The organism is Natronorubrum daqingense (assembly GCF_001971705.1).
Taxonomy (GTDB): domain Archaea; phylum Halobacteriota; class Halobacteria; order Halobacteriales; family Natrialbaceae; genus Natronorubrum; species Natronorubrum daqingense.
Genome location: NZ_CP019327.1, coordinates 2,491,234 through 2,509,643 on the forward strand (window position 1 = coordinate 2,491,234; position 18,410 = coordinate 2,509,643).

Sequence of the window (18,410 nt, forward strand, 5' to 3'; positions counted from 1 at the left end):
CGTACTCTGTCGGGGACGGTCTTCGCGTAGACCTGTGTCGAGAATCATCACAGCCGACCACAGCCGAAATTCATCAAACGAGACCGTCGAAGGGACAGTAGTCGGTTGTACTCCACCTCTACTGAGACCGCCACTGACCCGAAGTGCTTCGTCGACTACTCTCCACATCACTCGCGTCGGGGTCGTATGACCCGTACGGTATAGACCAACCGTGTACCACCGTGACGGTGCGTATCCCATCGTGGAGGACGAAGCACCTATGTCCATTCCTTTCAGAAACTCCACTTTCGTTTCGACGCCGATAGGGGTGTCCACCTCGAGGCGAAATTACACTCGATGTCCGCCGCTGAGAACGGGTTTTTGCTGACCAAAAGGTACCTTTGAGTGCAATCTATGGGTGCTCGGCCCCGTCCGAACTGTTTCGAATACCTACACAGTTTATAATAATTATAATAAATGATGGTGGTTGTGTGTTAGCAGTTGTGATGAGCAACAATCACGTTTCCCGTCGTACGGCTATCAAAGTATCCGGTGCTGCCGTTATGGTCGGATTGAGCGGCTGTGCTGACGATACCGGTCAAGAAGGTGAAACGGATGACGACCCAGACGAAACCGACGACAACGGGGAGTCCGACGTCGACCCGATCGATGGCTCGGCCGAGAGCGTCGAGGAAACGGTCGAGGAGGTTAACAGCGGCCCGATCGCCGAAACTAACGAGAACGTCGAGAGCGTCAACGCTGAATTAGAGAACGTCGACGAAGTCGAAGGGATCGACGAAGTCGCGGCCGAAACCGCCGACGAGGCCCAAGACGAAGCGGATCGCCTCGAGAGCGAGGTCGATCGACTCCAGGACGACATCTTCACGCAGGTTGTCGACGAGATCAACGCCCAATCAGAGGAACTCCTCGGTGAGGAAATCGCCGATCCAGTCGAAACCCCTGATGAAGCTCGGGACGAAGCCCAAGAAATCGACGACGAATTCGGCAATGCGGCCGAGGAAGCGGTCGAGGCACTGAACGACGCTGCGGACAACGTCGAGGAAAATCAAACGCACCTGAACGGCGCAGTCGATGCGCTAGAGGACGTCGAGGAGGACGAAGACGAGTAACGACGACCTCATCCGAGTCCCACTGGAAACGAGCGTCTGTTCACACTCGAGCAATCTCGTTGGCGGGAGTGTCGAGTTTCGCGACCAGCTATCGACTCGTTGTCGTTAGTTCTCGCTTCGAAGACGAACCCACCTTCCGTCAGCGGAGTGTCCCGGAATCGGCCCGCCCGGATTACCGTCGTGCCTCGAGTTCGGCCTCGAGGTCCTCGAGGCTCATCTCTTTCATCGAGAGCAACACCAGCAGGTGGTAGACGATGTCGGCCGCCTCGTAGGCGACCTCGTCGTGGTCGTCGTCTTTGGCCGCCAGAACGAGTTCCGTGGATTCCTCGCCGAGCTTTTCCAACACCGCGTTCTCGCCCTTTTCGTGCGTGAACAGCGACGCGGTGTAGGAGTCCTCCGGGAGCGTTTCCTTCCGATCTTCGATGACGGCGAACAACTCTTCGAGCGTGTCGTCCATCTACATCTCACCCGTGACGGTGCGAATATCCTCGAGTTGCTCGAACGTTTCGCTCTCGTCGCGTCCGTCCTCGAAGACGTCTTCGGTAATCTCGATCGGCACGTTCGTCCGCGCCGCGAGCGCGAGCGAGTCGCTCGGTCGACAGTCGATGACCGTCTCGCCGCGTGGCGTCTGCACGTGGAGGTCGGCGATGTAGGTGCCACCCCGGCCGTCCGAACGCTCTTTGATCTCGTTGACGACGACGCGATCGACACGACTCCCTAACTCCTCCATGACGTCGAGCAAGAGGTCGTGGGTCAGCGGCCGGCCGATGTCTTCGGCCTCGAGTCCGCGCGCGATACTCGTCGCCTCGTTGAATCCGATGAAAATCGGCACGACGTCGTCTTCGTCGGCGACCTCGAGAACGACCACTGGAACCGGACCCTGTGGCGTCCCCGCGACGCGAACCGCGTCGATGGATGCCTGCATATCGCTATCCTTGCGTGCGAGAGAGAAAACATGTCCGGTCGCGAATGCATGCCCGACGAACGTGGCGAGAACCTACCGCCGCCGGACGACCGCTACTGCGACGACCGCTGCTGGGGCGAAGAGGAGTTGGAGCGTCGTCGTTGGGGCAACCATCGCCGCCGCGCCGAGCGTTCCCACGACGCCGCGCGCGAGCCACCGAGTCCCTCGGGACAACGGAATCGGCGCGTTGCTCGCGTAGACGACGGCAAGCCCTCCCACGAGCGTCAACAGCCCGACGGAGAGGCTTTCGAGCGTCGGCGACGGCGAGACGAGTTCGGGCCGAGAGACGAACGCGAACGGGAGGACGTACAGCGGCGCGAGCAGTCGCAATGCGACGGACGAGACGGCCCAGGTCTCGACTGTATCGGTTCGAGCGGTTCGCGCCGCCGCGACGGCGACGGGTGGGAGCAGTGCGGCCCCCGCGACCACGTAGAGCGTGACGAAAAACGGGGACAGATCCGTCGGTTCCTGCCCACCTCCGACGACGACCAGCGAACCGACGAAGGCCGTACCCACGGCCGTCGGGAGCCCGGGCGTTCCCAGCGCGGCGACGATCATCGCGAACACAACGAGGGCCAGGGGCCACGCCTCGAGCGCCGTACTGGCGTTCAGGAATAGCCCCGTCGCTTCGGTAACGAGGAGAAGTTCCGTGACGATGCCGATCGCAGCGACGACGATCACCACCGGTGCAAGCACGAGCGCACCCAGGCGTAGCCCGCGAGCGGTGTCTCCGAGCGCCGTTCCAAACGCAGTGGTCGGTCGGTGGTACGACGGTTCGGTCGCCCGCGGCCTGTAGACGCTCTGGGCGACGGGGACGACGATACCCAGGAACACCGCCAGAAGGATCGCCCACACCATCGCCTGAGACACCGTGACGGCGATATCGCCGTAGTACAACCCGACGAACGCGACGATCGGAAGCACGAATCGAACGCCACATATCGCGAGTTCACCCCTCGCGTGAGTCGGCTCCGGGCTTCGAGGGGCCGTCGTTCCCTCACCCGACTGACTCGAGGCCCCGTCCTCGCCTCGATCTGCTTCGTCGATGACGAATCGCAACGCGACGAGAAAGCAGATCACCGCGATCGCCGCCGGGAACAGGCCTGCGACGACGACGTTCGTGAGCGTGAGCTCGGGAACGAGCGTCGCGCCGAGAATGCCGGCGACGAAGACGGTCGGCGGCAACACCTGCCCGACCGTCGACGCGGCCGCTTCAATTCCGGCGGCGGTCCGCTCACGCAGCCCTCGCTCGCTCAACGCCGGAACCGAGCGGGACCGCAACAGATCAGCGTTCGCCAGGTACGAGCCGCTGACCGACGCGAGGAGCGCCGACCCGAGTGCCCACGCTCGGGCAGCCCCGAGCCGGGAAGAGGTGTACGTCGCAGCCGACCGAAGCACCTCGGCCCCACCAGTGGTGACCACGAGTGCCGCGTACAACACGACGAGCGCGATTTCGAGACCTGTCGTCTGAACGAACGAGCCGTGAACGCCGCTGCCGATCGCCAGCTGCAACACCACCGTGTCGACTTCGAGTCCGCCGTGACCGATCGGATCGGGAAGCGACGAGCCCACCGCGGCGTACGCGAGCGCGAGGCCGACTAATCCGGCGGGAACGACGCCGATTTCTCGCCAGACGGAGTACCAGACGACGACGAAGAGGGCGAGAGCAGCGGCCGTTCCAGCCAGCGTCAGTTCCGACCGTCCAACGAGTTCGATGCCGTTTCGGTAGACGTACCCGCTTCCGAGGAAAACTGCTCCGAACGCGACGCCAAGGGCGGCCGCTTCCAGTTGGTTGTCCGCCGCGAGTGCCCGGCGACAGGACTCGAGCGCGTAGACGGCGAGGACGCCGCCGAGAACGATGGTCGCCACCGTCATCCGAGAGACCGACTCTTGGCCGAGCGGGACCAGTTCCGGATGTAACGCGTACAGCATTGCCGCCCAAAAGCAGACGGCTGCGGCGGTAACCACCGTTGTTCCGAGCGAACGCGGATCGTTCCGTCGTGCCGGTCGCTGGTACTCGGCACCGCTCGAACCCGTCACGGCCGCCCCTCCTTCGCACCCGGCGTGTGCCGTGTCCGAATCGGAACACTCGAACGGATCCCGGTCCGCCAGTTCGTTCCGGAACGTCGACCTGTCCTCATAGTTGTCATGTACTGCGAGCTATAATAAGCGTTCTGTAAGTTATGTCGGTAATTTCAGTATCCAATTTGGCGGCCATTCATCTTACCATACATGGCGGCCAATCCGTCGCCACCGCTCGAGGCTGACGAACGGATGGTCTGCGCAGAGAAAAAGTTCGACCGGCTTAGGTCGACTCCGTCAACGTGGGCACGCTCGCGTCTTCGTTCTCGAAAAACGCCAGTTCGTGAATGCGACTGTCCGGCGTCAGTTCGGGGTGGAACGCGGTGGCGACGACGGGGCCGTCTCGAACGGCGACCGGTCGTCCGTCCCACGACGCCAGCACCTCGACGGTCTCGCCGACGTCGTCGATTGCGGGTGCGCGGATGAACACTGCCGGATACGGTTCGTCGTCGGCCAACCCGTCGACCGCGAGTGGCGCTTCGAAGCTGTCTTTTTGGCGACCGAAGGCGTTTCGTTCGATGGTTACGTCGACGAGGCCGAGTTCCTCGACCCGGTCGTCGTTCGCGTCGCTCGAGGCGACGATCAATCCGGCACACGTCACGAACAGCGGTTTGTTGGCGGCGACGTGATCGCGGAGTTCCGGTGCGATACCCTCGCTGTGGACGAACCGGGAGATGGTCGTCGATTCGCCGCCGGGCATGGCGAGCAGGTCGCACTCGGGAACTACTCCTGACTCACGGATTTCGTGGACGGTGACCTCGCGTCCGTGGGCGCTCACTGCGCGTTCGATAGCCGTCGCGTGCTCTTCGACGTCGCCCTGAACGGCGACGACGCCAGCGGTCAGTGACATGACCGCGGATAGGCGGAGGGGTATCAAAAAGGCCGCGTCCCTATTTCGACTCGACCGCGAATCGAACTGTCGTGCCATCGGGGTCGCTGACGGCGATTCCGTCGTCTCGGTCGTCGATAGCGTGTCCGTCGGCCTCGAGTCGCGTTCGAATTTCCTCGAGTGCGTCACTCGAGGACACGAGGAGTTCGAACCACGCCAATCCCCGTTCGTCTGGCGATCTCGTTTTCGAACGCCGATTCCAGGTGTTGATCCCGAGGTGGTGGTGGTAGCCGCCCGCCGCCAAAAAGACCGCAGACGGTGCCGTATCCATCACGTCGAATCCCAGGGTGTCCGCGTAGAACGCCCGTGACTCCTCGAGCGAGGAAACCTCGAGGTGGACGTGTCCGATGGTCGTGTCAGGTGGCACCGTCTCCGCTGGCGCTGCGCTCGGGCCGTCCACCTCCGCCGTGGGCCTCGTCGCTTCTTCTAGTTCCTCGAGATCCAGCGGCCACGAGCCGATCTGTAGACTGCCGTCGTCGTCGCGGGGCCACTCCGACTCGGGACGGTCGACGTACACCTCGACGCCGTTTCCCTCCGGATCTCGGCAGTAGAGTGCCTTGCTGACGCCGTGATCCGACGCCCCGCTGAGCGTCCAGCGCTCGCTGATTCGAGCGAGCACAGTCGCTACCGCTGCGTCGCTGGGAACGCGAATCGCCACGTGGAACAATCCGGCCGACGCCTCGTCTCGAGGGCTGGCGTCCGGATCGGCGTCTATCTCGAGCAGTGGCGTCCCATCGACGCCGAGCACCGCCGGGTCTCGGTTCACGACCTCGAGACCGATCACCTTTCGGTAAAACTCGGTGACCGCCGACTCGTCGCTGACGGTCAGTGCGCATCGACCGAGTCGCGTCGACGCCGGCCGTTGCAGGTCGGGACTGGTCATACGCCGAATACGTGCTCCTCGCCTATATACTGTCGAACGGTGTTTCCTCTCGGTCTGCGGTGTTCGTCGAAACGTTGTGTTTTGCGTACGACTGGAAGTGCGTCGGGCGTCGCCACTCGAGGATATTGTGAAAGGGAAAGTTGGGGTGGGGGGATTGGGGGTGGCGATAGACTATCGCAGATCGCCATCTGTGGGTACGATTCGATGCAGCGTAAGTATACTTGCTAATTATGTCGTTATCTCTTGAACCAGATACTAATTATCTAGAAACGCCGTCGAACACGAGGGAAACGAGCTTTCGCTCGGCCGCTCGCAAGTGGTACTGATACGTCGGTGAGGAAATATCGAGTGCCGCCGCAAGATCCTCACCAGTGCTGTCACGTGGCCACTCGAAAAAGCCGCTGTAGTGGGCCGCTTGCAGGGCTTCGAACTGCTTCGTCGTCAATCGCTCCTCGAGGTGCGTCTCGAGCTGTCGGACCGACCGTGTCGTCGTCTCCCGTCGCGCCTCGAGTTCGACGTCGGCGTAGTGGTCCTGAATCGCCTCGACGAGTGATCTGGTCTGGACCTGTTGGGGCACCTCGAGGGCGAGCGTCGTCGTTCCATCCGCCGCCGTCGCTCGCTGTACGTGCACGTCGTACGTTCGTAGTACGTTCAAAATCGGTGACGACGTAACCGTGAGTTCGAACAACGTCTGTTCGTCCCCCTCCGAGACGACCGACACCGTCTCGATGGATGCCCATTGCGCTACTGATGGGAGCGTGGACGTCGGTGCACTGACGAAGACGACGTACGAATCGCTCTCTCGGCTGATGACGCCTTCGACCGTAATCGCCCCGTTCACTCGCTTTGCAACGCGATTGAGCAGCAACCGAGAGTCGTGACACGCGACCTCGATCTCGAGTCGGTTGTCGGTTACCATCGCGTGCGTGCGCTCGACCGACCGAATTGCGTGTCCGATCGTCTCGCCGAGTTCACCGAGGACGTCCCGTTCGCGCTCCCCAACCGAGTCCGCACCCCTAACGTGGACGAGCAAGACCCCGTAGTGGCGGTCCATATCGGTAAGTGGTACCGCCAGGACCGTCTGATAGCCGTACGTCAGGGCTTCCTTTCGTCGCTGGCTCCACCCGTCTTCCTCGAGGACGTTTCTGACGACGCGTACGTCTCCGTCCTCGAGGGTCTCATCGATCAGTTCGAACTCCGGCGTTCGATCACCGTCGTCACGAACTCGATCGATAAACGCCGTATCGACGCCAGCCCAGGCGGTCGGTTCCACCGGATCGTCGCCGTCGGCGATCCAGGCGAAACAGTAGCGGTCGGTGTCGGCTAACCGATCACAGACCGTCGTCTCGATTTCCGAGCGCGTCGACGCCTGTGTCACACCGTGGGTAATCTCCCTGACGATCTCGTTCGTGTGATTGAGCCGTGTCAACTCCTCGTTCTGGCGCGTGAGCGTCCGATCGTGCTCTCGAAGGAGCTGTTCTCGTTCGGCACGGTCGAGGGCCGCCTCGGTGTTCGCTGCCAACGTGTGAAACAGCTCCTGCATCGTCTCGTCGAACCCGTCGATACGTTTCGTTCCCGCAATCAACACGCCGTGCGTTCCGAGTGGCACGAGTAACTCACTTCGATTCGGTGGCGTCGCATTCAGCGCCCCCGAATTTTGACTCACCTGCTCGTAGTAGGCACTTTCCCCCTCTGAAAAGACGGACCAGAGGTTCCCATCTTCGCGCGTGATGGATTCGTCCGGATCGATGATTCCGTCCGATTTGGCAGACGCCGCTGCCGGCTCGAGTCGTCCTTCACCTGGATCGAACGCGTACGCTGCAGCGACCGAGACGTCTAAAATGTCACTCGCAGTTTCGACGGCAACCTCGTAGATCTCGGCTTTCGTCCCCGCTCGCATGAGGTCCCGGGTCGCCTCGTGTAACGCCGTCACCGTCCGCTGGTAGCGCCGTTTACTTTCGTGTAACGCCGTCTCAGTTCGATACTGCGAGACGGCGTTCGTAATCTGATTCGCGAGCAGCGCGTACTGATCCGATCCGGAATCTTTCTGTAAATACTGGGTCACTCCCGCCGCAATCGCCTCGCTCGCCACCGTCTCCGATCCTCGACCCGTAAACAGAATAAACGGTAGTTCGGGATCACTTTCACGAACGCGATCGAGCAATTCGAGGCCCGTCAGCGTCGGCATCTCGTAGTCGCTCACGATACAATCGATCGGCTGCTCGTCGAGACACTCGAGCGCCTCACAGGCGCCCGTCGCCGTTTTTGTCACGATCGCGTCTCGCTCGCGCTCGAGCATTTCACCGGCGAGTTCGGCAAATCCGGGTTCGTTATCGACTACGAGGACGGTGATCGGTTGCGTCATTGATTTCGATTCGGTCTGCCGTGGGGACAGTCTCTGATTGCGAACACTCGATTGAGTACTAAATAAGTAGCTCTTGAAGGTTATCCGGTCCGATCGTGGCTGTGTTTGGGGCGACAGTTTTCAGGAATCGTTCCGTCGAATTCGTAGGAGTCTGCCCAATTTATCGATGGATGATCGATACGTGAATCGAATCGTAACTCCATCTTTTGGGTCGTTGCATCCACCTCGTTGACCCAGTACAGTGTGTCAGTCGCGGGGTAGTACACGACGAACGCATCGATTGCATCACCATACGTGTGCTCGTAGTACTCTCCATCTTTCGTCGTTTGTGAGTGCGTATTGAAACGTATCGTTTCGGCCTTGTTCTTCCACGCTGTCTTGCACTGAATTCGGTAGAGATCCCCGCTATCACCGACGACGAAATCGTACTTGTCGTTGTCTCCAAATGGAATTGAAACGTTGTACCCATACTCGATCAGTGTCGCAAGTACTTTCGACTCAGTCCGATCTCCAACGTCCTTCGAATTAGATATACCGTGATTGCCTTTACTTTCCGATAAAAATATGCGGATTCGAGAACACTTTCGCCTTTTGACAGCTGTTAGCCGATCAAAAAGCTCCCGGAGCGGGGTTTGAACCACGGTCGTTTCGCTGGCTGTGTTCGCTTCACTCCTTGATTCAAATCCCTATCGAGGGTTTTCACAGACAAGCGACTCGCTTTACTCGTCGTGTTCGTTTGTAAAAACGGCCGGAGTGGGATTTGAACCCCCTGAACGTCGCTCACTTCGTTCGCTCGTTCCGTCGTTCAAATCTCTATTGAGTTTCTCTCGATTTCAGTCCTCGCTCGTCGCTACGCTCCTCACTCGAGAGTTGAAATCAAGAGAACGCCCGGAGCGGGATTTGAACCGAAGCCAGACGTGCTCGCTCCCGCTGGTCGCTGTGCGCGACTGGCAGGGTTCAAATCCCTCTTTTCGTCTTTCCCGCTCACGAAGAGCGAGCACACGCTCCGCGGTGCTCGTCGGAGTTGTTCGCGAAAGAAGACGCCCGGAGCGGGATTTGAACCCGCGTCACAACCGTGACAGGGTTGTATGATGGGCCACTACACCATCCGGGCTTACAACACATCGTTTCCCGGTGACACTCTTAAGGGTTGTGCTCTGGAGATTGGCTGACTCACTTCCCTCACTGTCTTGACGGAATTTTCTATTACGGAAGTGAGTATGGAAACCGCTTTTCGAGCCGTGGTTCACTCGCGAATCGACGTCGATAGAAAGCACCCGGTGCGGGATTTGAACCACGGTCGTTTCGCTCTACTCCCGATTCAAATTCCGCTTCGTGTCGTCTATTCCGCTCACGGATGACGAGCACACGCTACGCGGTGCTCGATGGAATTGTTCGCGGAAGAAGACGCCTGGGGCGGGATTTGAACCCCCTGAACGTCGCTCACTTCGTTCGCTCGTTCCGTCGTTCAAATCTCTATTGAGTTTCTCTCGATTTCAGTCCTCGCTCGTCGCTACGCTCCTCACTCGAGAGTTGAAATCGAAGAAGCGCCCGGAGCGGGATTTGAACCCGCGTCACAACCGTGACAGGGTTGTATGATGGGCCACTACACCATCCGGGCTTACAACACATCGTTTCCCGGTGACGGTATTAAGGCTTTCCAATCGTGTGGCGTATGGTACGGGGAATCGGGACACGACGCCGGCACATCGACGAACTTTGTCACCGTCACACATGCTCCACAAGGAATTTAACTGATACTGGGATAGTAGCAGATGTGATCGGCACCTTCGATCAGGGTTGCCCGGTCGGCTAGCTACTGCTTCCGCTCGAGTTAGAAACCGTTAAATGCGTCCCGCCGGTATCTTCCTGTAGTATCCCGTGACAGCCGTTTCTCTCCCGATAGCCCACATGCACATCAACCTCAACACATGGTAGACGTAAGCCAACACGAACTCGTACCGGAGCACACTGTGCTCGATGAGGACGTCCTCGAGGGTGTCCTGACCGAGTACGACATCGACCGTACAGACTTACCGAAAATCAAACGCACCGATTCAGCCTTACCGGACGAAGCGGAGGTCGGAGACGTCATCAAAATCGTTCGGGACTCACGGACAACTGACCAGGCAGTCGTATATCGACTTGTGGTGGAATAATGGCAACTGAACTGAACAGATCAAAACGACGCGACATTTCACGCGAATACTTCTCGAAGGAACGACTCGCAGAACACCACTACCGTTCGTTCAACTCCTTCCTCAACCGGGGGATGCAACGGGTGGTCGACGAGAAGGAGACGATCGATACGGACATTGGCGATAAAGAGGGCGAAGAACCGGTTCACGTCAAACTCGGCGACGTTCGCGTCGTCACGCCTCGAGTTCGGGAAGCAGACGGCTCCGAAGAGTTGCTCTACCCGCAAGAGGCCAGACTCCGCAACATCACGTACTCCGCGCCGGTCTTCATGGAGATGTCGATCGTCAAGGGCGAGGAAGGTGACGAGCGGGTCGTCGACTCCACGGAGACGAAGATCGGTCGGATGCCGATCATGGTCGGCTCCGATAAGTGTAACATCGCCGGTTTCTCCGACGAGGAACTGATCGAGATCGGCGAAGACCCCGCTGATCCGGGTGGCTACTTCATCGTCAACGGCTCCGAGCGCGTGCTGATGACGAGCGAGGACCTCGCGCCGAACAAGATCCTCGCAGAGTACGATACGAAGTACGGCGACGAGATTCAGGTCGCCAAGACCTTCTCCCAGCGCCGTGGCTATCGAGCCCTCGTGCTCTGTGAACGAACGCGAGACGGGCTGCTCGAGGTCTCGTTCCCGTCCGTCTCGGGTTCGATCAACTTCGTCACGCTCGTTCGTGCTCTCGGACTCGAGAGCGACGAAGAGATCGTCCACAAGGTCTCGAACGACCCCGAGGTCGTCAAGTACATGCTCGAGAACCTCGAGGAAGCGGAGGTTCAGACCGAAGAAGAAGCGATCGAGGAACTCGGTAAACGCGTCGCCTCCGGCCAGGGGAAGAACTACCAGCTCAAACGTGCGAACTACGTCATCGATCGGTACCTTCTGCCGCACCTCCACGAGGACGGCGTCGAGGAAGAAGACGTTCGGATCAACAAAGCGCACTATCTCTGTCGGATGGCCGAAGCCTGTTTCGAACTCGCCTTGGGCCGTCGCGATTCGGACGACAAAGACCACTACGCGAACAAGCGACTGAAGGTCAGTGGCGACCTGATGAAGGATCTGTTCCGGACGGCGCTGAACAAACTCGCACGGGACGTGAAGTACCAACTCGAGCGAGCGAACATGCGAAACCGGAACCTCTCCGTTTCGACGGTGGTTCGCTCGGACGTGCTCACGGAGCGCCTCGAGCACCCGATCGCGACGGGCAACTGGGTCGGCGGCCGATCCGGCGTGTCTCAGCTGGTCGATCGAACGGACTTCATGGGCGTGCTCAGTCACCTTCGCCGTCTGCGATCGCCGCTGTCCCGTTCACAGCCACACTTCGAGGCGCGGGACTTACACGCGACTCAGTGGGGTCGAATCTGTCCCTCCGAGACGCCTGAGGGACCGAACTGTGGGCTGGTGAAGAACTTCGCGCAGGCGATGGAACTCTCCCAGAACGTCGAGGACGAACAGGAACTCAAACGAGAACTGGCATCGATGGGCGTCGAGGGCATTCCGGGCCTCGAGGGCATCGAGCGATCGACCGCAGACGACTAATCAACTATGAGCAGCCAAGAGCGAGAAGCGAAAGTCTACGTCAACGGATCGCTGGTGGGGACCCACCCAGATCCACACGAACTGGCCGAACAGATTCGCGAATCACGACGCATCGGTGACGTCAGCGAGATGGTCAACGTCTCCGTGAAAGAGCGGACGCGTGAAGTGATCGTCAACGCAGACGCCGGCCGAGCACGCCGACCACTGCTGGTCGTCGAAGACGGCGAGCCACGGATCTCCCAACAGGAGATCGAGGCACTTCAGGACGACGACCTCGAGTTCGAGGACTTAGTCGAGCACGGCTACATCGAGTTCATCGACGCCGAGGAAGAAGAGGACATCTACGTCGCCGTCAGCGAAGACGATCTGACCGAGAAACACACGCACCTCGAGATCGATCCGCAACTCATCTTCGGGATCGGTGCGGGGATGATTCCGTACCCAGAACACAACGCCTCCCCGCGTATTACGATGGGGGCGGGGATGGTCAAACAGTCGCTGGGACTACCGAGTGCGAACTACCGAATTCGCCCGGACACGCGCCAGCACTTGCTGCACTATCCGCAGCTTTCGATGGTCAAGACGCAGACGACCGAACAGATCGGGTTCGACGACCGGCCCGCCGCCCAGAACTTCGTCGTCGCCGTGATGAGCTACGAGGGGTTCAACATCGAGGACGCGCTGGTCATGAACAAAGCCAGCGTCGAGCGTGCACTCGCGCGTTCGCACTTCTTCCGGACCTACGAGGGCGAGGAACGACGCTACCCTGGTGGGCAGGAGGATCGCTTCGAAATCCCGAGCCAGGACGTCCGTGGCGCACGCGGTGAGGAAGCCTACGCCCACTTGGACGAGGACGGCCTCGTGAATCCGGAAACGACCGTCGACGAGAACTCCGTGCTACTCGGCAAGACCTCTCCGCCGCGATTCCTGGAAGAGCCCGACGACATGGGCGGCCTCTCGCCACAGAAGCGTCGGGAGACCAGTGTCACGATGCGCTCGGGAGAGAGCGGCGTCGTCGACACGGTCACCTTGATGGAAGGCGAGGACGGCTCGAAGCTCTCGAAGGTCTCCGTGCGCGACGAGCGAATCCCCGAACTCGGGGACAAGTTCGCGTCCCGTCACGGACAGAAGGGCGTCGTCGGCCACCTCGCGCCACAGGAGGACATGCCGTTTACCGAGGAGGGAGTCGTTCCCGACCTCGTCCTCAATCCACACGCGTTGCCATCGCGGATGACTGTCGGGCACATCCTCGAGATGATCGGCGGGAAACTCGGTGCGATGGAAGGCCGCCGTGTCGACGGGACGCCGTTCCTCGGCGAGGACGAGGACGAACTCCGCGATGGACTCGAGGAGAACGGCTTCAACTCCGCGGGGAAGGAGACGATGTACTCCGGCGTGACGGGAGAGAAGATTGAAGCCGAAATCTTCGTCGGGATCATCTTCTACCAGAAACTCTACCACATGGTCTCGAACAAACTGCACGCCCGTTCGCGCGGTCCCGTGCAAGTTCTCACTCGCCAGCCAACGGAGGGTCGCGCCCGCGAAGGTGGACTCCGTATCGGTGAGATGGAACGGGACGTCTTCATCGGTCACGGTGCCGCGATGACGCTCAAGGAACGACTGCTCGACGAATCCGACCGCGAGTTCATCAACGTCTGTGGCCAGTGTGGGATGAGCGCGGTCGAGAACGTCGAACAACGACGTGTTTACTGTCCGAACTGCGACGAGGAGACCGACATCCACGAGATCGAGATGAGCTACGCGTTCAAGCTTCTCTTAGACGAGATGAAGGCACTGGGTATCGCGCCACGACTGGAACTGGCAGACGCCGTTTAAACAATGCAACACAGCACACCAAAAGATATCGGATCGATCAACTTCGGGCTGATGGAGCCCGAGGAGTACCGGGAGATGAGCGCGACGAAGATCATCACCGCCGACACCTACGACGACGACGGGTTCCCCATCGACATGGGGTTGATGGACCCGCGTCTCGGCGTGATCGATCCCGGCCTCGAGTGTAAGACCTGCGGGAAACACTCCGGTTCCTGTAACGGCCACTTCGGCCACATCGAACTGGCCGCGCCGGTCATCCACGTCGGCTTTACGAAGCTCATTCGACGACTCCTGCGAGGGACTTGCCGAGAGTGTTCGAAGCTCCTGCTCACCGAGGACGAACGAGAGGAGTTCCGAGCGGACATCACGGAGTCTCGAAAGCTCGGTCGTGACCTCAACGACGTCACCAAAGCCGCGATCCGACAGGCTCGAAAGAAAGATCGCTGTCCGTTCTGTGGCGAGGTCCAGTACGATATCGACCACGAGAAGCCAACGACCTACTACGAGGTCCAACAGGTTCTGACGAGCGAGTACTCCCAGCGCATCGCTGGTGCGATGCAGGGCGACGAGGAGGAAGGCATCGAGCGAACGACGCCGGACGAACTTGCCGAGAAGACAGAGATCGAACTCACGCGGGTCAACGAGATTCTCTCGGGATCGTTCCGTCCACGCGAGAGCCAGCGAAAGGCAATCGAGAAGGCACTCGACATCGACCTCACGGAAGAGGACACGAACAAACTGATGCCGAGTGACATCCGGGATTGGTTCGAAGCGATTCCGGACGAGGATATTCAGGTACTCGGCATCGACGCCGATCGTTCCCGGCCGGAGTGGATGATCCTGACGGTCCTCCCAGTTCCGCCGGTTACCGCACGGCCGTCGATCACGCTCGACAACGGCCAGCGATCCGAGGACGACCTCACCCACAAGCTGGTCGACATTATCCGAATCAACCAGCGGTTCATGGAGAACCGTGAGGCAGGAGCACCACAGCTGATCATCGAGGACCTCTGGGAACTCCTGCAGTACCACGTCACCACGTTCATGGACAACGAGATTTCGGGAACGCCGCCGGCACGACACCGCTCCGGACGCCCGCTCAAGACGCTCTCCCAGCGTCTGAAGGGCAAGGAAGGTCGCTTCCGTGGCTCCCTGTCCGGAAAGCGTGTCAACTTCTCGGCTCGTACCGTCATCTCGCCGGACCCGACCCTCTCGCTGAACGAAGTCGGGGTTCCAGACCGCGTCGCGAAGGAGATGACCCAGACGATGAACGTCACCGAGCGCAATCTCGAGGATGCCCGTCGGTTCGTCTCCAATGGTCCCGAGGGCCACCCTGGCGCGAATTACGTCCGTCGGCCGGACGGGCGACGACTGAAGGTGACCGAGAAGAACTGCGAGCAACTCGCAGAGAAGGTCGAAGCCGGGTGGGAGGTCAACCGACACCTCATCGACGGCGACATCGTCATCTTCAACCGCCAGCCGTCGCTCCACCGGATGTCGATCATGGCCCACGAGGTCGTGGTTATGCCGTACAAGACGTTCCGACTCAACACCGTCGTCTGTCCGCCGTACAACGCCGACTTCGACGGGGACGAGATGAACATGCACGCCCTGCAGAACGAGGAGGCCCGCGCCGAAGCGCGCGTCCTCATGCGCGTGCAAGAACAGATCCTGAGCCCACGCTTCGGTGAGAACATCATCGGTGCAATTCAGGACCACATCTCCGGAACGTACCTGCTCACGCACGACAACCCGCGGTTCAACGAGACACAGGCACTCGACTTGCTTCGGGCGACCCGAATCGACGAACTGCCGGAGCCGAGCGGAATCGACGACGAAGACGAACCGTTCTGGACCGGCCACGACGTCTTCTCCGAACTCTTGCCCGACGATCTCGACCTCGAGTTCACCGGCACTGTCGGCGATCAGGTCGTCGTCGAAGACGGGCAGTTGCTCGAGGGAACGATCGCCGAGGACGAAGTCGGCGAGTTCGGCGGCGAAATTGTCGACACGATCACGAAAGAGTACGGCAACACCCGCTCGCGGATCTTCATCAACGAGATTTCGACGCTCGCAATGCGTGCGATCATGCACTTCGGGTTCTCGATCGGGATCGACGACGAGACCATCCCGGAGGAAGCACAGTCTCGAATCGACGAGACGATCGAGGACGCGAACGACCGCGTCGAGGAACTCATCGATGCCTACGAGAACAACGACCTCGAGAGTCTCCCCGGTCGAACGATCGACGAGACCCTCGAGATGAAGATCATGCAGACGCTCTCGCGTGCGCGTGACAATGCGGGGAACATCGCCGACGAGCACTTCCAGGACGACAACCCGGCGGTCGTTATGGCGAACTCCGGTGCGCGTGGGTCGATGCTCAACCTGACGCAGATGGCCGGCGCAGTCGGTCAGCAGGCAGTTCGCGGGGAGCGAATCAACCGCGGCTACGAGGATCGGACCCTGAGCCACTACGAGCCAAACGACCTTTCCGCGGAGGCACACGGATTCGTCGAGAACTCCTACACCAGCGGCCTGACGCCCCGGGAGTTCTTCTTCCACGCGATGGGTGGCCGCGAGGGCCTGGTCGACACGGCAGTCCGAACCTCGAAGTCCGGCTACCTCCAGCGTCGGCTGATCAACGCCCTCTCCGAACTCGAGACTCAATACGACGGGACGGTCCGAGACACCTCGGACACCATCGTCCAATTCGAGTTTGGTGAGGACGGCACCTCGCCGGTTCGCGTCTCCTCTGGAACGGACAACACCATCGATGTCGACGACATCGCGACTCGCGTGCTCGATTCGGAGTTCGACTCCGAGGCCGATCGAGACGACTTCCTCGGTACGAAGCCACAACTGACGAACCTCTCGGAGCACGCGGATGATCGCCTCGAGGGAACGGAGGTGACCTCCGATGACTGAGGTCGACTACGACGTGAGCGACGACACGATCGCCGTCGTCGAGGACGCCGACCTTCCGCGACGACTCAAAGACGAGGTCTACGAGACGATCGAATCGCGAGACGACGCAACGGTCGAAGACGCCGACGAACTCGCGAAAGCCGTCGAAACGCGCTACGTCGATACGCGCGTCGACCCACTCGATCCCGTCGGAACCGTCTCGGCACAGTCGATCGGCGAACCCGGAACGCAGCTGACGATGAACACGTTCCACTACGCCGGTGTCGCGGAGATCGACGTTACCCAGGGGCTTCCACGCCTCATCGAACTCGTCGACGCGCGGAAGACTCCGGATACGCCGATGATGACGGTCTATCTGGAAGACGAGTACGCAACCGAACGCGAGAACGCCCACGAAGTCGTCTGGAAACTCGAGGCGACGAAGATCCTCGCACTCGGTGACGTCTCGACGAACGTCGCCGACATGCGGGTTCAGATCTCGCTCAACGAGGACACGCTAGAAGAGCGCATGATCACGCCCGACGAGGTTGCCGAGATCATCGAGGACAACCTCGACGTGAGCACGGTTCAGCAGGGGACCGAGATTCAGTTCGGTCCGGAAGAACCGTCGTACCGAGACCTCCTGCAGTTAGTCGAAGAACTGCGCGACATCACGTTCAAGGGAATCGAAGAGATTTCCCGCGTCGTGATCCGTCGCGAAGAACTCGAGGACGGCGAGGAGTTCGTCCTCTATACGGAAGGATCGGCCTTCGGTGACGCTCTCGAAATCGAGGGTGTCGACGCCTCGAGAACGACGTGTAACAACATCCACGAGATCCACCGAAATCTGGGTATCGAGGCCGCCCGCGAAGCGATCATCGAGGAGACGAACAACACGCTGGCCGAGCAGGGTCTCGACGACGTGAACGTTCGCCACCTGATGCTCGTCGCCGACATGATGACCAACGAGGGGACGATCGAGTCGATCGGTCGCCACGGCATTTCCGGATCGAAAGACTCCGTCCTCGCACGTGCGGCATTCGAGGTCACGGTCAACCACCTCCTGAACGCGGCGATCCACGGCGAGATCGACGAACTTGACGGCGTTACCGAGAACGTCATCGTCGGCAAACCGATCAAACTCGGAACCGGGGACGTCGACCTGCGGATGGGATCGACCGGGCCGAGTAGTCAAGCCGACTGATGGGCGTCACCCTCGAGGACGAGGCACGCCGGTACCTCGCGGCCTTCGAAGACGTGACGGAGACGACGGGACGGGATTGTCTCGTCGACGATGAGACGCTACTAATCGTCGTAAACAGCGGCGAGATGGGTGAGGCGATCGGTCCGGGCGGCCAGAACGTTACGCAGTTCGAGGATCGAGTCGACAAATCGGTTCGGCTCGTCGAAGGCGCGGACGATCCCGAAACGTTCGTCGCGAACGCGCTCGCGCCCGCCGCGGTGTACAACGTAACCGTCAGCGAAAACGACGATCTCGTCGCCTACGTCGAGGTCGCGGACGAAGACCGCGGCGTCGCGATCGGTTCGGGCGGCGAGACGATCGAGCGGGCGCGTACCCTCGCGGATCGCCACTTCGGGTTCGACGACGTGCAGTTGATCTGAGTCGGTCTGCGCACGTCCT

General features: G+C 60.4%; 14 protein-coding genes and 2 tRNA genes. 7 read left to right on the forward strand and 9 right to left on the reverse strand.

Going from position 1 to position 18,410, the window contains the following annotated elements; translation table 11 throughout:
- The first annotated feature begins 485 nt into the window (after window positions 1–485).
- A complete protein-coding gene (locus BB347_RS12095) occupies window positions 486–1,109 on the forward strand; it encodes a hypothetical protein (RefSeq protein WP_139327088.1) in 624 nt (207 codons plus the stop codon).
- A 172-nt stretch (window positions 1,110–1,281) separates the two neighbouring features.
- Here BB347_RS12095 and hisE read toward each other — a convergent pair whose 3' ends face one another.
- From hisE to BB347_RS12140, 9 genes are all read right to left on the reverse strand, one after another.
- The gene (hisE, locus tag BB347_RS12100; protein WP_076584365.1) at window positions 1,282–1,566 is read right to left on the reverse strand and encodes a phosphoribosyl-ATP diphosphatase; all 285 of its coding nucleotides are present in this window, start codon (window positions 1,564–1,566) and stop codon (window positions 1,282–1,284) included.
- Window positions 1,567–2,034 carry a bifunctional nuclease family protein gene (locus tag BB347_RS12105; protein WP_076584366.1) on the reverse strand — a complete coding sequence of 156 codons (468 nt, stop codon included), beginning with the start codon at window positions 2,032–2,034 and terminating at the stop codon, window positions 1,567–1,569.
- Window positions 2,035–2,106: 72 nt separating this feature from the next.
- Window positions 2,107–4,113 (reverse strand): TRAP transporter large permease subunit, encoded by a 2,007-nt coding sequence (locus BB347_RS12110; protein WP_076584368.1) that lies wholly within the window; start codon window positions 4,111–4,113, stop codon window positions 2,107–2,109.
- Between the two features lie 265 nt (window positions 4,114–4,378).
- Window positions 4,379–5,005, reverse strand: a complete 627-nt coding sequence (gene pdxT, locus BB347_RS12115; RefSeq protein WP_076584370.1) for a pyridoxal 5'-phosphate synthase glutaminase subunit PdxT — start codon at window positions 5,003–5,005, stop codon at window positions 4,379–4,381.
- Between the two features lie 40 nt (window positions 5,006–5,045).
- Window positions 5,046–5,927, reverse strand: a complete 882-nt coding sequence (locus BB347_RS12120; protein WP_076584372.1) for a VOC family protein — start codon at window positions 5,925–5,927, stop codon at window positions 5,046–5,048.
- Window positions 5,928–6,186: 259 nt separating this feature from the next.
- Window positions 6,187–8,292, reverse strand: coding sequence for a bacterio-opsin activator domain-containing protein (locus BB347_RS12125; RefSeq protein ID WP_076584375.1), 2,106 nt, complete (start codon window positions 8,290–8,292; stop codon window positions 6,187–6,189).
- An 80-nt stretch (window positions 8,293–8,372) separates the two neighbouring features.
- A complete protein-coding gene (locus BB347_RS19350; RefSeq protein WP_236995949.1) occupies window positions 8,373–8,933 on the reverse strand; it encodes a group I intron-associated PD-(D/E)XK endonuclease in 561 nt (186 codons plus the stop codon).
- Between the two features lie 400 nt (window positions 8,934–9,333).
- Window positions 9,334–9,406: transfer RNA gene (locus BB347_RS12135), tRNA-Asp, on the reverse strand.
- A gap of 434 nt (window positions 9,407–9,840) precedes the next feature.
- Window positions 9,841–9,913 (reverse strand) — tRNA-Asp (locus BB347_RS12140).
- A gap of 310 nt (window positions 9,914–10,223) precedes the next feature.
- Here BB347_RS12140 and BB347_RS12145 point away from each other — a divergent pair.
- From BB347_RS12145 to BB347_RS12170, 6 genes are read left to right on the forward strand one after another with little or no spacing between them, the layout of a single operon-like run.
- Complete coding sequence (locus BB347_RS12145) at window positions 10,224–10,451, forward strand: DNA-directed RNA polymerase subunit H (protein WP_076583657.1); 228 nt, start codon at window positions 10,224–10,226, stop codon at window positions 10,449–10,451.
- Window positions 10,451–12,025 carry a DNA-directed RNA polymerase subunit B'' gene (locus BB347_RS12150; protein ID WP_076583659.1) on the forward strand — a complete coding sequence of 525 codons (1,575 nt, stop codon included), beginning with the start codon at window positions 10,451–10,453 and terminating at the stop codon, window positions 12,023–12,025. The genes BB347_RS12145 and BB347_RS12150 overlap by 1 nt, the downstream gene beginning before the upstream one ends.
- A 6-nt stretch (window positions 12,026–12,031) precedes the next feature.
- Complete coding sequence (gene rpoB, locus BB347_RS12155) at window positions 12,032–13,861, forward strand: DNA-directed RNA polymerase subunit B (RefSeq protein ID WP_076583661.1); 1,830 nt, start codon at window positions 12,032–12,034, stop codon at window positions 13,859–13,861.
- A gap of 3 nt (window positions 13,862–13,864) precedes the next feature.
- Window positions 13,865–16,789, forward strand: a complete 2,925-nt coding sequence (locus BB347_RS12160; RefSeq protein WP_076583663.1) for a DNA-directed RNA polymerase subunit A' — start codon at window positions 13,865–13,867, stop codon at window positions 16,787–16,789.
- Window positions 16,782–17,972, forward strand: a complete 1,191-nt coding sequence (gene rpoA2, locus BB347_RS12165) for a DNA-directed RNA polymerase subunit A'' (RefSeq protein ID WP_076583665.1) — start codon at window positions 16,782–16,784, stop codon at window positions 17,970–17,972. The genes BB347_RS12160 and rpoA2 overlap by 8 nt, the downstream gene beginning before the upstream one ends.
- Window positions 17,972–18,391: a NusA-like transcription termination signal-binding factor gene (locus BB347_RS12170; protein ID WP_076583667.1), complete on the forward strand. Its 420-nt coding sequence runs from the start codon at window positions 17,972–17,974 to the stop codon at window positions 18,389–18,391. Before rpoA2 ends, BB347_RS12170 begins: the two co-directional genes overlap by 1 nt.
- The last annotated feature ends 19 nt before the right edge of the window (window positions 18,392–18,410 follow it).

What these genes read in the sequence shown, in the direction of transcription:
- BB347_RS12095 (WP_139327088.1), top strand. Translation starts at nt 486, where the DNA reads ATGAGCAACAATCACGTTTCCCGTCGTACGGCTATCAAAGTATCCGGT.
- hisE (WP_076584365.1), bottom strand. Translation starts at nt 1,566, where the DNA reads ATGGACGACACGCTCGAAGAGTTGTTCGCCGTCATCGAAGATCGGAAG.
- BB347_RS12105 (WP_076584366.1), bottom strand. Translation starts at nt 2,034, where the DNA reads ATGCAGGCATCCATCGACGCGGTTCGCGTCGCGGGGACGCCACAGGGT.
- pdxT (WP_076584370.1), bottom strand. Translation starts at nt 5,005, where the DNA reads ATGTCACTGACCGCTGGCGTCGTCGCCGTTCAGGGCGACGTCGAAGAG.
- BB347_RS12120 (WP_076584372.1), bottom strand. Translation starts at nt 5,927, where the DNA reads ATGACCAGTCCCGACCTGCAACGGCCGGCGTCGACGCGACTCGGTCGA.
- BB347_RS12125 (WP_076584375.1), bottom strand. Translation starts at nt 8,292, where the DNA reads ATGACGCAACCGATCACCGTCCTCGTAGTCGATAACGAACCCGGATTT.
- BB347_RS12145 (WP_076583657.1), top strand. Translation starts at nt 10,224, where the DNA reads ATGGTAGACGTAAGCCAACACGAACTCGTACCGGAGCACACTGTGCTC.
- BB347_RS12150 (WP_076583659.1), top strand. Translation starts at nt 10,451, where the DNA reads ATGGCAACTGAACTGAACAGATCAAAACGACGCGACATTTCACGCGAA.
- rpoB (WP_076583661.1), top strand. Translation starts at nt 12,032, where the DNA reads ATGAGCAGCCAAGAGCGAGAAGCGAAAGTCTACGTCAACGGATCGCTG.
- BB347_RS12160 (WP_076583663.1), top strand. Translation starts at nt 13,865, where the DNA reads ATGCAACACAGCACACCAAAAGATATCGGATCGATCAACTTCGGGCTG.
- rpoA2 (WP_076583665.1), top strand. Translation starts at nt 16,782, where the DNA reads ATGACTGAGGTCGACTACGACGTGAGCGACGACACGATCGCCGTCGTC.
- BB347_RS12170 (WP_076583667.1), top strand. Translation starts at nt 17,972, where the DNA reads ATGGGCGTCACCCTCGAGGACGAGGCACGCCGGTACCTCGCGGCCTTC.